The organism is Devosia sp. (assembly GCF_028290435.1).
Lineage (GTDB): Bacteria > Pseudomonadota > Alphaproteobacteria > Rhizobiales > Devosiaceae > Devosia.
Map to the genome: position 1 here is coordinate 1 of NZ_JAQGJV010000069.1, position 11891 is coordinate 11891.

The window sequence follows — 11891 nt, forward strand, 5'->3', positions numbered from 1 at the left end:
CCAGCGTGCCGGATCAGGCCGTCTCTGCGGTCACGGCTGACGCTGACGAGATGGCGGAAGGAACAGCCCCGCCTGCTTCGTCGGCGGAGCCCGATGTCGCGACCCTTGAGCTAGGGGCGTTGCGCAGCGCCAAACGCTTCTATCTCAAGGAGATGCTGAGTGTTCCCAGCATGGCACGGGCACGCGCGATGCTAGAAACGCTGCCCCCCGAAAAACGGCTGGCGCAAACCTGCAATATTGAGGCCTTGGCCCAGATCGGCAATGCCGGGGAAGGCTTCGCGCCCGACACGGTGATGGCGGAAGCCTATGCCAGGTCGGAGATGACAGGGAAACGCGTCGCAGCGAGCGGCGCGATCTTCCGCTCCGGAGAAAGGTGGTATGGCCTCGCCTTCGACTGCACGCTCAGCGACGACCTCACGAGTGTCACTGCGTTTTCCTATCGGCTCGGCGCCGACGTGACGGACGCGGTGCTTGCTCGACTGAGCAAGACCTAGCCGGAACGGCAGAGGCCGGGCTCAGGCACGCCGCCGCCCGATCGCGTCCAGCACAGTACTCGGACTGAGGTCGATCAGGTGGCGGGGCTGCAGGTGCTGGACCGGGATGGCCTGTGGCATGACGTCATGCCCGCCGATGGCGCACTGCTGGTTAACCTGGGCGACCTCACGGCGCGCATCACCAACGACCGCTGGATGTCGACGCTGCACCGCGTCAAGCCACCCGTGGTCAATGGCACCATCTGGCGTCGCCGCTCAGTCGCCTTCTTCCATGACGGCAATGCCGATGCCGTGGTCAGCACGCTCGATAGCCTGCGCGACCTGGGCGACGGGCTCGCCTATGAACCCATCACAGTGCGCCATCACGTTGCCGCCAAGCTGGCTGGCTCGCGGCGGGGGCGGAAGAACCTTGCCGCCGTGCGGGAAGCGGGGCGGGTTATTGCTTCTGCCGGGCGGCAGGCGTGAGGCGCCCGACGTTTTTGCTCCTGCATGGAGCATGGGCGGGCCCATGGGTGTGGGACGCTGCGGCGCCGCTGCTCATCGCGGCGGGCCACGCGGTCGCTGCGCCGGATTTGCCCGGAGGGGCTCCTTGGCTGATGGCGACTGCGTCACGGTGGACGACATGGTGGACCACGCGCTGGCGGCGCTATCAGGGACGGAGGGGCCTTGGATTGTCGTGGGCCATTCGGGTGGTGGGATCGTTGCCACCATGGTTGTGGATCGTCTGGTGGCGGGGCAACCCGGCAGTGCTGCCGGGTTAGTCTACCTCACCGGCATGATGCTACCCAGCGGCATTGGCTTCCCTGCGGCTTGCAAGCTGGTCGGCGCGCCGCCGCAAGGCATCGAGCCGTTCCTCCAGCCCACCGCCGACGGACTAGTAACCTTAGTACCGCCGGAAGCGGCCGCAGAGATATTCTTTCAATGCGCCGACCCGGCCGACGCCCGAGCTGCGGCCGCCCGCCTGATCCCGCAACTGAATCCCAACTGGATGACTGTGCCGCACTGGACTGCAGAGGGCGCGGGGTCGGTGCCTGGACTTTATATTGAAGCCCTGCAGGATCGCTCGATGCCAATCGCCGTGCAGCGGACCATGCAATTGCTGGTACCGGGAGCCCGGATCGAAACTATCGACACCGACCACGCGCCCCAGCTGCCCTGCCCAGATCGCGCGGCGTACGTATTGCTCGATTTCGCCAGCGGTCATTTGTGAGTTGGGCCGCCTCTATTTTCAGCCCAATTAATCACTATAAAGGTTGGTGCGATAGTCTAGCGGACCATGCCGTAGAGCTGCCGAGATACCGCTACGACGGGTGCGGTTCAGTTAATTCCGTGAGGGGCCGCAGTCAGTTGAGAGCTGCAGTCACAGGCTCAGAGGCGAATGGCCACTTTAGGGATTTCGCTTATTGACCGCTTGCGTCGTGAATGGGTCGGCACGTGCCTCCTACGACTACGCCATAATCGTTCTCCTTACGGCCACTTGGCCCAGAGGAGAAATGTAGTGGGTATCTCACAGTACGATACTGCAGCAGCAGTTAGGCCTGCTTGGAATGTGGGTAAGCACGTTGGAGCCAAACGCGCTCTGAAGATCAAACAAATCTGGTCGATCCGCTTCGTCGATGGACAACAAAAAGCGCCGTTAGCGAAGCGCCCCATTCGGCTAAAGGCTACGTTGCTGGTGTTGCCAAACAAGATTGCTGTGTTCCAGATGACCACCACGGGGTGGGAAGCCGTCAGTCCGGTTTGGAACAAAGGACCACCAAAGCGGACAGGAACAATATGCTGTTCTGGCCCGGAGGCAGAAAGGCTGTTGCTGAAGCGGCTGGTGGTTTTACGCAAGCTCGAACTATCGATCACGTCGCCTTGCGGTCGCGGGTCGGCGGGAGTTTGGGACCGAGGCGGTGGGGATCGATGGCGATAGGCTTGCAGTTGTTTTTAATCTGCTCCTGCCATTGAGTACAGACCGTGACAGTGTTGCCGTTGGCATCATGATAGCCATAGGAGGCGATGCAGACACGCACCACGCAGGGTGCTGAAGCTGCAATTGCCGGTAGCGATGTCATTGGTCCGGCGAGCGCTGCAAGCAGCAGCCCAGAGCGGATTGCGCGTTGATGCAGCATGGTACGTTAGCTTCCAATGTTGGCGGTTGACCGCCAGACTATCGATTAAGACATCAGGCGCGGCATCCTCCGTTTGGACGAGACCAACGTTCGGATCCGCGGCGTGACCAGTTCTCCTTCAAACGAAGGATGCACGGCGCAGGCCGGTGGGGAATTCTCTTGGTCGAGGATCGGGCGAACCGGTTCGCCTCAGTCTGCAGGACCATTGCCTATGAAAGCCAAGTCACTCATCTCAGCTGCCATTGTTGTCGCCAGCCTATTCGGCGGGCAGCTTTCCGCAGCGCAACTCAAAACGCTGCCGCTCAACCAAAGCGCGGGCCAGATTCTGCTGCAGCTCGACCCCGGTTTGTTCCAACGCGTGGGCGTCATGCCCGCCGCAATGGTAAACAAGGGCTGCACCTTCTACGAGGACAACGATGGCCAGGGCGAGGCCTGGCATAAGGCAGTCGGTTGGCTTGCTCAGAGTTACGAGAACCAGGATTCCTACGCCGAGTACGTCACCAGCGTCGGCCCATGGTGGAATGACAAGATCTCCTCGCTGCAATGCGACGAGACCGACACGGTCAAATGTTCGATCGGCATCTATCGCGACGACAACAAGGGTGGCGGCGACGAAGCTATTCTGTGGAGCAGCCAGGGCATGATCAACCTGGATCGCTATGGCTGGAATGACGCCATCTCTTCTTACATGGTATTTTGCAACCTGCTGAAGTGAGCGAGCCATGAGCCAGACCGAACCGCATCTACTATTCAAGCAAGCCGTTTCGCCCTTCTGGAGCAGTTTCCTCATGGGCCTCTTCCTCGGCGCCGGAGCCATCTGGATCCAGATGTCCAAGGGGGAGCCGCTACTCGCGGCCTTGTCGGTGGGCGTGCCGCTCGCAGCCGGTGTAGGCGCCATCGCCTGGCTGATGGGCTGGGTTAACACGCGCGGCAGCGTCGCGACGCTTTACCGTGATGGCCTAATGCTGACCGGCCGGCGTCAGACGCCGATCGGTCCGGGTACGCCTTTCTCGGTACCGATCCCGGCCCCTGCCAATTGGCATTTCAAGCTGATCACCCGCAGCAAGGCACGCAAATCGATCACGCTGGATTTCACCCATGGCGACGAAACCTTTCGTCTGCCCTGTTACGCCGCTCGCGTGGTGGATCTGGATGCTCTGCGCGCCCTGGCGCCCAGCGTGATCAGCGGCGCGGTTGTGGCTGGCGAGCGATCGTTGATGAGCAAGGGTGTGCGCTAGGCTTACTCGACAAAACTCAGGCTCGAGCAATCGATCTCGACCCCGCCCTCGACGCGATAGCTTTCCGCCACGGTGTAGTGCGTTTCGGTTTCGCCCAGATTGGCTTGGGCCCAGGTTTTGGCCGTTGCGAGGTCGGCCTTGGTGACCAGCGTCAGGGCGGTGCCCGGCGAGGTACCGGGGCCGCGCCAGAAATAGTCGGGAAATTCTTCCAGCAGCAGCGGGTCCTCAGCCGAGGCGCAGACAGCGGAAAAGCTCATGCCCGCCACATCGAGCTCCGGCGCGATCGGCCAGCATGTGGCGCTGTCCATCAGCAGCGCCGCATCGCCGGCGATCCGCTCGCCGCGATCGAGTGCTATAAGGGTATAGGCCGGCTCGGGCGACTTCTGGCAGGCCAGTTGCGCCAGGATATGCTCGTCCAGCGGCTCCGCCAAAGCCGGTGCCAGGCTCAGCATCCAGGCCAGACAAACCCATTTGGCTTTGTTGTTCATGTCCGGCTCACATTCGCGTTGATACGATCAGTAAATACCGCGCACGCGCCAGTGCAATCCTCCAATTGAAGGATGGTGCGGGACATATGATCACTTCTTTGCCAAGCAGCAGAAGAGTGTTGTGTGCCGAGGGGCGGCGTAGTCATTCTTGCGGGGCAATTGATTGCCCCTTCCACAACAAGGCCTTTTATGCCCGATGTGACTTTGGACCAGCTCGCCGATCTGCGCGACAGCCTCTACGAGGCGGTTTATGACGATGAGCAATGGGGCGGTGCCATGCGCCAGTTGCGCGAGACGCTGGGGGCGTCCTCGCTCGCCTTCGGCTATTGGGGTGACAAGACGCTGGATCAGTCGCGCATCTACGGCGATTGCTCGGACGACTATGAGAACCTGTTCTTTAATCCGGCCTTGTCCAATCCGTTCATCCCGGCGCTGAGCAGGGCTGAGACCGGTGCGGTCTATAACGATGCCGCGCTGATGCCCAAATCCGAATTTCACCGCACCTCGGTCTATAACGAATGGTTCGTGCCGCAGGGCGAGCATAGCTATCTGCAGGGCAAGCTGCCGGTGGACAGCACGGTGGCAGCCTATCTGTGCGTGCTGCGCGGCGGACAGCAGGCCGAGTTCGACAGTCCTGATATCGCCTTGGTGCAGCAGATCGCTCCGGTCCTGTCCCGTGTCGCCGCAATGCGTCGGCGCTTTGGCGCTTTGCGCCTGCGGGAAGAGGCCGACGCCTATGGCAGCTTGAATGTCGGCTACATGGTGGTCAATGCCACTGGCCGTGTCCTGTTCGTCAACGAGCGGATGGGCACAATGCTCGACAAGCCGCAAAGTGGCATGGCGATCCAGGGTGGAATGCTGGCAGTGGTTGATCGCACCCAGCGCAAAACCCTGCACGCTTTGGTCGGCCGTGCCTGCGGCAGCAGGAGCGGCCCGGCCGGCTCGGGCGGCGACATGATCGTCAGCGCCCCCGAGACCGGAGCACCATCCCTGGCCCTGACCATCACACCGATGCGTGACGCCGCAATCTATGGGCTGGCTGCGGCGCGGACAGCGGTGATCTTTGCCCAGGATTTCAGCATGCGGTTACCACCGCGCTTCGAAGAACGCATCGGCACACTGTTTAAACTGACCCCCAAGGAAGCGTCGCTGGTAGCGGGTCTCGCCTCGGGCCAGTCGCTCCAGGAAGCTGCCGACGCGCGCTCGGTGACCATCGCCACCGCGCGCACGCAGCTGGGCCTGGTGTTCCGCAAAACCCATACCTCCCGGCAGAGCCAGCTGGTGTCGCTGGTTCTAAGCGTACTGCCGGTCCATCGGACTTTATGACGCCGCATGACTGTCACCCACGGCAAATGTCGAGTTTGCCGGTCACGCGCCGGCCAAAGCATTCAAACGAAGGATGCGCGCTGTTGCCAGAAGACTATTCTTCTCGCAGAAATAGGCCTGACCCGGAGCTGTGATGTTCCTGCGCTTTGCCGTGCCATTGTTGTGCCTGTTGCTCCCCTCATTGGCCGCTGCACAGCCAAGACCCATGCCCCCCAGTGCCGATCCCCATATGACCGGTTACGACCAGAGCGGCAGCTTCACTGTCAATTTCTACGGCACGCGGCCGGACGGCACGTTCTGCCCGCCATCGGTCAATGCGCTCTCGATCACCATCAGCGACGAGCAGACCATCACCGGGCTGCACCTGCTCAGCGTTGACAAGCAAACCGACCCGGCGCTGGCGGCCCTGTTCGACGGCGGAGCTTGCCGCATCTCCTTCGATGGCGAAGCCTCGATCCGCATCCACCACGGCACAGCGGCCTATATTGCCCCAACGGCGGCGCGAGCGGAGGGCGGAGCGCCAAGACTCACGGGCCGCATCAAGATTACCTACATTCCAATCATGTGCCTCGTGCCGCCCTGCCCGCCGGGGAATTACATGCTTGCCGATGACACCGGCCAACTGCTGGGTCAGGTCGATGCCATCCTGATCGACGATGCCGAGTCCGGCGACAAAACCATCCTCCGCGGCCGCTACCCCGACTGGAGCAGGGTTGAAGCCAGCGTCTGGTTCGACGACACGACCCGTGCCGAAATGCTGCAATTCGAGGAAGGCGAACGCCGCGCCCGCATCCATCTCACCCACATCATCGAGGACTTAGCCCCATGAAGCAGTTTTTGGCCGGTTGCGCTGTTGCCGCCACCATCAGCGGCCTGTTCCAGGCCACCATTATGGCCAATGCGCAGGACACCCAGGGCAAACAGGTCATCGCCCGGGCCCCGTTCGTCGTCGTCGGCGATCAGGGTGAGGTGCTGATGGACCTGACGGTCGGAGATAACGGCCCGGTGCTGACCATCCATGGCCCGGACAACGAGCGCACGGTGCAACTGGGGTCGACCGGCCGCGGCATGGCCATCAAGGTTGGCAGCAGCACGCGGTTTTCGGCGCTGGAATCGCAGGATGCCAGCACCCTGGTGACCAGCGTGTTCGACGGCAATATTGTGCTGCTCAAGAGCGCCGCACAGGAGCAACACTTGCTGGTCGGCGGCGAGGAGAAGCCGGTGGTCGATCTCGGCGTCAAGCCGGGCACCAATGCCGCGCTGCGCGTTGCTGCGCCCAACGGCACGATCGTCGCCAGTGTCGGCTCCAACAACGCCAATGCCGACGCCGGCGCAGTTTTAGTGGGCAGCGACTCGGGCATGGGCGGCGCCGCGATGCTGGTTGATGGTGCGGGTGCCGGCCTGGTTGCGGTCAAGATCGGCGGCCAGGACGTGGTGCGGCTCGAGCCCAATGTAGCGTCCAGCGGCGGCAAGGTGACCGTGGCCAATACTGGCGGCGACGTGGTGTTTAATGCGGGGCTCAAGACCGATGGCGACGGCGCGGCCTGTGTCTATTCTCTCAAGGACGGGCAGAAATGCTTCTAGCACCGGCGGAGCCATCAGCGACTGGACACAGCTTCGCGGCGACCTGCATGGTAGGGCGCAAGCGCCTATTGCGGTCGAGCGCTGGCTTTAACGCCGGCTCGGCAAGCCCATATGAGGTGGCTGAGGCGGTGGTAGGCCCGCGCAGCCGGAGGCAACGCTAGCCACCCAGCGCGGCACAGCCTTGAGCAGCGAAATTGGCGCTGGCATTGACTGCCCGTGCCTTGAGCCACTCCTCATAGGGCTGGTTCGCCTGGGGCACGTTGGCATCCAGTCCACGATTGACCGCTTCATTTGCCTGCACCCATTGTGTGCCAACCCAGAAGTCGAGCGGGGCCCGCTGGTAAAGACCCGCAAGCTTGGCTTCACCTGCGATCGTCTCGGGAAGCTTAAAGATCGCCGCGGCTGCCAAGCCGAGATCGTAGCCATAGAGTGTCAGCCGCTCGATCTCGCTCAGCGCGATCGAGCGCCCGTCATCCACATTGGCCCAGGCGGCGCAGGTGAAGGCGAGTTCGGCCTGGTTGTTGGCGTCGTAGGTGCTGAGCGCCTGCACGGCATCGGCAGCGTCCGGTTGCGAAAATCGCGCAGCCAGCACGGCGTTGATCGGCGCCACGTCGATTGCCCCCGTATCGTTTGCACCGAAGCGCCAATACAGCTCAGCCAGTTGCGGCACACCATCACCCTCGGCAAAGACGCAAGTGATCCCCGTCGCCTGGTTGACGTTCGGCGGCACCTCAAAGCTAATCGTCTTATCGCGCTGCACTGCCGCTGCCGGGTTGATCGCCGCCCCAAACGCGGCTGCAGCGAGCGCGCAGGCATCGACGTGATCATCGGCAGCAACGGGCGCCATGGCCAGCAATCCGAAAATGACGATCAGGCTGGGCAGACGCATGCCAATTCTCCTTTGTTGCCGCCAATGTAGCTCGATACGCACCGGTACCCCTTCCATCAAACGAATGACGCCGAACCGATTGGATGGCCATAAGGTCGCGGGCAACAGGGAGCCACCCCATGCCTTTGTCGCTAAGCATTGTCGCCTTGAGCCTCGCCCTTTTTCTGACTTCATCCACTTGGGGGCAGGATGCGATGACCGATGCTGCCAACCGCTTTGTTTCGGTTGATGATTTCGAGACGCAAGCGCTGGAGCCGATCGAGGGGGCATTGGATCAGCTGATTGGCCTCAGCCCCAATCCTATGCTTTCGGCCAGTGCCGATATCTCGCCGATCGAGAAGGCGTTCTTGCTATTGGACTCGCAAGAGGTGGCAATGCCGCGCAGCCGTTATCTGCTGCGCCTGAACCAACGGACCTTCGATGCCGTCACCGTCTCCTTTGTCGAGATCGAGCGCTATAATCTTGGTCCTACAATCCGAGACGAAACCGTGGCTACCTATGGCGCCGAGAATACGGCCGGCCTGGAGGCGTTCGGTATCGGTCCGCACGTCGCCTGGCGCTTCGCAATGCAGCCGACCGCCAAAACAGCTGCCTTGTTGCTGGCGGCGAGCCGGCGCGACATTCCCACGGATGAGGCGGCGAAACGCGACTGCCTGCCGCGCCGCTGCCTATCGCTTGAGCCGCTGGACGATGTCGCGCCCTGGTCGGACGGCATAGCGCGCGAAGTGCCTCTCAAAGCCGTCGGCTATCCGGCGCTCGTGCCATCGCTGTTCGATCCTGACGTCATGGAGATTACCCCGGCCTATCAGGTCCTTGAACTGGGTATCGCCGCAGGGCTGACTGAAACGGATGATGGCAAGGTGAGCTGGTTATTGCCGCAGCGACAGGGCGGTGAAAACGAATCCCCGTTTCTGCTAGTGCTGATCGATCACAATCTGGGCCAGGATACCTTCTCCGACGCGGCCCTCGGCCTAGCCAAGTTAGGCCTGGACAGCCAAGAACACTGGACCCGCATCGGCATTGCCTATTCCGACAGCCAATTGGAGGAGATCCTGTCTCATGCCGAAGGTCCGCTGGTCCCAGGCAACTAAGGCGCTCGGCTCCTTCAGATGCATGAGGCGACGATGGCCGCTTTAGGCGATCTTCCTCCCATCAAATCTCCCTTTTTCGAAAGGTGCTCCATGACTTTCCGAGCTGTTTTTCTCGTCGCCCTCTTCGTCCTGCCTCTCGGCACGTTGCCCAGCCTTGCAGACGTTCCCGCCGAATTTGCCGGACGTGGCTGCACCTTCTGGGACAGCGAGACCGGCGATGGCGAATTTATCAAGGTTGTAGTCCGGCACACCGATGACGGCGGCCGCTCCTACAATCAGCTGGTCCTGAAAATACATCCCGACAGAGACAACAATATCTCGGCTCTGAGCTGCGACGGCCATTGCAGCGCCGCGCTTTACGACCGGCCTCAACGGGGCGGCGGAGAGATCTTCACAATCGATGGTCAGGCCGGCTTCATCAGTCTGCGCAACAATGGGGCCAATAATAGGACCTCGTCGCTCTCAGTGTATTGCGCCCGATAGAATGGAAGACCCATGTCGCGTCTGCGTCTGGTCACCGCCTTCAGCCTCGCTTCCGGCGTCCCCGCGGCCCCGCTCGATGACAGCGCCGTAAGTCAGCGCAGCAAAGCCGGTCCAGGGCACTCCCGCGGACAAGTGAACGATCAGAGCCAGCCATGGCGGCAGGATGCGGGGATAAGCGAGTAACCGGGCAACATTTATCTTCCTTGAGTCATAAACGGGGCTTTCGGGATTGAGATCTTTAAGGCTTGCCCTAGGCATGCCATACGAGCGGCGTATAACTAGCCCATGGATCCTGGCTCGCCCTTGAATGGCCGTACAATACCGGGGGTAACCCAGCCACCGTAAAAGTTGCCCGGTGCGAGCGTGACAATCTCACCACCTACTGCGCAGCGGTCCATCGGACCTGCGTAGAATGCAATATAGCACGCGATCGGCGCAAAACTGCCGGTGGGATAGAGACAAGCGAAGGCCCCGTGGTCGAAGCTCGGGGCCGCGCCGGTAAAGTGATGCTGGGCTGCATGGTTGCTGAAACCACGTAGGCCATATGGTGGATACGTTAAGTACCTAGGGCTCCGAAGCGATTAGATAAGGCCGTGTTTGCCCCATTCCTTGAACACGTCGAGCCGGTCTGACCGGTCGGCATAGGGCGAGACAGGTATTCGCGTCATGGCTGCCGCAAGCTCCGTGGCGGGGCTACTGTCATTACCGGCGGCCGCCACACAGTGTGGAACTAAGGCCAAACGCGTTTGACAGGTACCTGAAGCTATATGGTCGGCCGCGCCCTTGGCGTTTTCAATGGGTCAGTCATGGTCACATGATATGCAGCGGGTTTGACCAAGCAATGTCGTGGGTTATAAAACCAAAACTCTTTGGTGTTGTGGCGGACAAGGAGGTAGTAGGCTCATATCAATGACGCTTGCAACTTCGTAACGACAATCAGGATTACGCTTCCCCTTGGGGCCTTCCATCTTGCGTAGTCCTCTTGCGATCGTCGAACGAAGCGGCCTGTTGCGATACAGCCCACTGTTCAAATTCTTCTAAAGTCATTGCGCCGTGTTCAGACAGGGTTCAGCCGGCAAGCCGCATCTTGCCTGAACCAAATCATCGGTCCTCCCCGGAGACTTCTATGTCGAATCTGACCTCGATGACCCTGCTCGCCACGGCACTGATGCTGGCTGCCGCCCCGCCCAGTCTGGCCGCGCGGGAGGACGGGCCACACTTTGCCAAGCCCAGCGCCGATATGCGGCTGCGCAGTGGTCCGGGCGCTGACTACGGCGTCGATGGCACGCTGCGACGGGGCGAGCTGCTGTTCGTGCAGAGCTGCGAGGGCGAATGGTGCTTCGTGCACCGCGACGGCGGCGAGGTCGGTTGGGCCACCGACAGCCTGCTGATCAACGTGCCGACCCCGTCCGACCGCAACGACGACGGCTCTAAGAAGGTGATCCGCGCCGGCGATTTCGTCGATGCCTCGGTCCTCAAGGCGCCCATCAAGTTGCCGATCAATCGCTGATTCCCGCCGCTTTCAGAACTGATTGAAGCCGATCCAGCTCTGGACGAGATTGAAGACCGCAGTCGACCGCCTTTGGCAAGCTGTTCTTGGCCAACCCCGACCTTATTAATCGGGTGCAGAACTCATCAGCGCTACACCCTTACACCCGCAGCACATTCGAGGACCTGCGATAGGGCGAGCGCAACTGTTGTGGTCTTTATGGCGGCTTTTAGGGAACCTTAACGCTGCGCTAAATGGCCGAAATGGGGTCGGTAGCCGCCAGTCGGCAATGCGTCCTATCTCTTCCGTTCAGACCCCGCCTGGGGCCTCCCGAGACAATCAAAACCACGTTGCACGTGCCGAATATGTTGTCATCCGCCGGTCTGGTCTCTGGAATTATACGATCGGGGGCGAGCATTATGGTCCATTCCGAATCAGACTCACGCCCAAGATGCGGCAATACGTGAGGCGCGGCGTAGCGGCAGACTAGGAAAACCGGCACGTGTTTCGGTCGATGAGCCTGATGACGGTCTGCCAGTCATCTTCGACACCGAAAGCCAGCATTAACGGGTGTCGGCCCCCCCTCTCCTAAGCACACGTTAGTCGCCTGCAGGCTTGCCCCGCGATCTCCTGACCTGACCCTCGCTGATGCACACGATGGGGGTTCGAATTTACACCCCATTCCTTGCTGT

The 11891-nt window shown here is 61.4% G+C and carries 14 protein-coding genes; 10 read left to right on the forward strand and 4 right to left on the reverse strand.

Annotation, left to right across the window (positions count from 1 at the left end; genetic code table 11):
• The 3 genes from JWP26_RS14820 to JWP26_RS14830 all read left to right on the forward strand — a co-directional run.
• The coding region (locus tag JWP26_RS14820; protein WP_299729172.1) for a DUF930 domain-containing protein at positions 1 to 494 on the forward strand (494 nt) is incomplete at its 5' end.
• A gap of 78 nt (positions 495 to 572) precedes the next feature.
• Positions 573 to 959 (forward strand): 2OG-Fe(II) oxygenase family protein, encoded by a 387-nt coding sequence (locus JWP26_RS14825; protein ID WP_299729175.1) that lies wholly within the window; start codon positions 573 to 575, stop codon positions 957 to 959.
• Positions 960 to 1002: 43 nt separating this feature from the next.
• Complete coding sequence (locus JWP26_RS14830) at positions 1003 to 1704, forward strand: alpha/beta fold hydrolase (protein WP_367184145.1); 702 nt, start codon at positions 1003 to 1005, stop codon at positions 1702 to 1704.
• Positions 1705 to 2344: 640 nt separating this feature from the next.
• Here JWP26_RS14830 and JWP26_RS14835 read toward each other — a convergent pair.
• Entirely contained in the window at positions 2345 to 2611 is a 267-nt protein-coding gene (locus tag JWP26_RS14835) for a hypothetical protein (protein ID WP_299729180.1), read from the reverse strand.
• A 211-nt stretch (positions 2612 to 2822) separates the two neighbouring features.
• Here JWP26_RS14835 and JWP26_RS14840 point away from each other — a divergent pair, with 211 nt between their 5' ends.
• Positions 2823 to 3326, forward strand: coding sequence for a hypothetical protein (locus tag JWP26_RS14840; protein ID WP_299729183.1), 504 nt, complete (start codon positions 2823 to 2825; stop codon positions 3324 to 3326).
• A gap of 7 nt (positions 3327 to 3333) precedes the next feature.
• Complete coding sequence (locus JWP26_RS14845; RefSeq protein ID WP_299729185.1) at positions 3334 to 3849, forward strand: hypothetical protein; 516 nt, start codon at positions 3334 to 3336, stop codon at positions 3847 to 3849.
• A 2-nt stretch (positions 3850 to 3851) separates the two neighbouring features.
• Here the strand turns inward: JWP26_RS14845 and JWP26_RS14850 are convergent, their stop codons facing one another.
• Positions 3852 to 4337: a hypothetical protein gene (locus tag JWP26_RS14850; RefSeq protein ID WP_299729188.1), complete on the reverse strand. Its 486-nt coding sequence runs from the start codon at positions 4335 to 4337 to the stop codon at positions 3852 to 3854.
• Between the two features lie 189 nt (positions 4338 to 4526).
• Here JWP26_RS14850 and JWP26_RS14855 point away from each other — a divergent pair, with 189 nt between their 5' ends.
• From JWP26_RS14855 to JWP26_RS14865, 3 genes are all read left to right on the forward strand, one after another.
• Positions 4527 to 5663, forward strand: coding sequence for a helix-turn-helix transcriptional regulator (locus JWP26_RS14855; RefSeq protein ID WP_299729191.1), 1137 nt, complete (start codon positions 4527 to 4529; stop codon positions 5661 to 5663).
• Between the two features lie 229 nt (positions 5664 to 5892).
• Positions 5893 to 6492, forward strand: a complete 600-nt coding sequence (locus JWP26_RS14860; RefSeq protein ID WP_299729193.1) for a hypothetical protein — start codon at positions 5893 to 5895, stop codon at positions 6490 to 6492.
• Complete coding sequence (locus tag JWP26_RS14865) at positions 6489 to 7247, forward strand: hypothetical protein (protein WP_299729195.1); 759 nt, start codon at positions 6489 to 6491, stop codon at positions 7245 to 7247. The genes JWP26_RS14860 and JWP26_RS14865 overlap by 4 nt, the downstream gene beginning before the upstream one ends.
• A 157-nt stretch (positions 7248 to 7404) precedes the next feature.
• Here the strand turns inward: JWP26_RS14865 and JWP26_RS14870 are convergent, their stop codons facing one another.
• Entirely contained in the window at positions 7405 to 8136 is a 732-nt protein-coding gene (locus JWP26_RS14870; RefSeq protein WP_299729197.1) for a hypothetical protein, read from the reverse strand.
• 119 nt (positions 8137 to 8255) lie between these two features.
• Between JWP26_RS14870 and JWP26_RS14875 the strand changes: the two genes are divergently transcribed.
• The gene (locus JWP26_RS14875) at positions 8256 to 9227 is read left to right on the forward strand and encodes a hypothetical protein (protein ID WP_299729199.1); all 972 of its coding nucleotides are present in this window, start codon (positions 8256 to 8258) and stop codon (positions 9225 to 9227) included.
• Positions 9228 to 9269: 42 nt separating this feature from the next.
• Here JWP26_RS14875 and JWP26_RS14880 read toward each other — a convergent pair whose 3' ends face one another.
• Positions 9270 to 9569: a hypothetical protein gene (locus JWP26_RS14880; RefSeq protein ID WP_299729201.1), complete on the reverse strand. Its 300-nt coding sequence runs from the start codon at positions 9567 to 9569 to the stop codon at positions 9270 to 9272.
• Positions 9570 to 10836: 1267 nt separating this feature from the next.
• On the opposite strand from JWP26_RS14880, the gene JWP26_RS14885 reads away from it, so the two are divergent.
• Complete coding sequence (locus tag JWP26_RS14885) at positions 10837 to 11220, forward strand: SH3 domain-containing protein (protein ID WP_299729203.1); 384 nt, start codon at positions 10837 to 10839, stop codon at positions 11218 to 11220.
• The last annotated feature ends 671 nt before the right edge of the window (positions 11221 to 11891 follow it).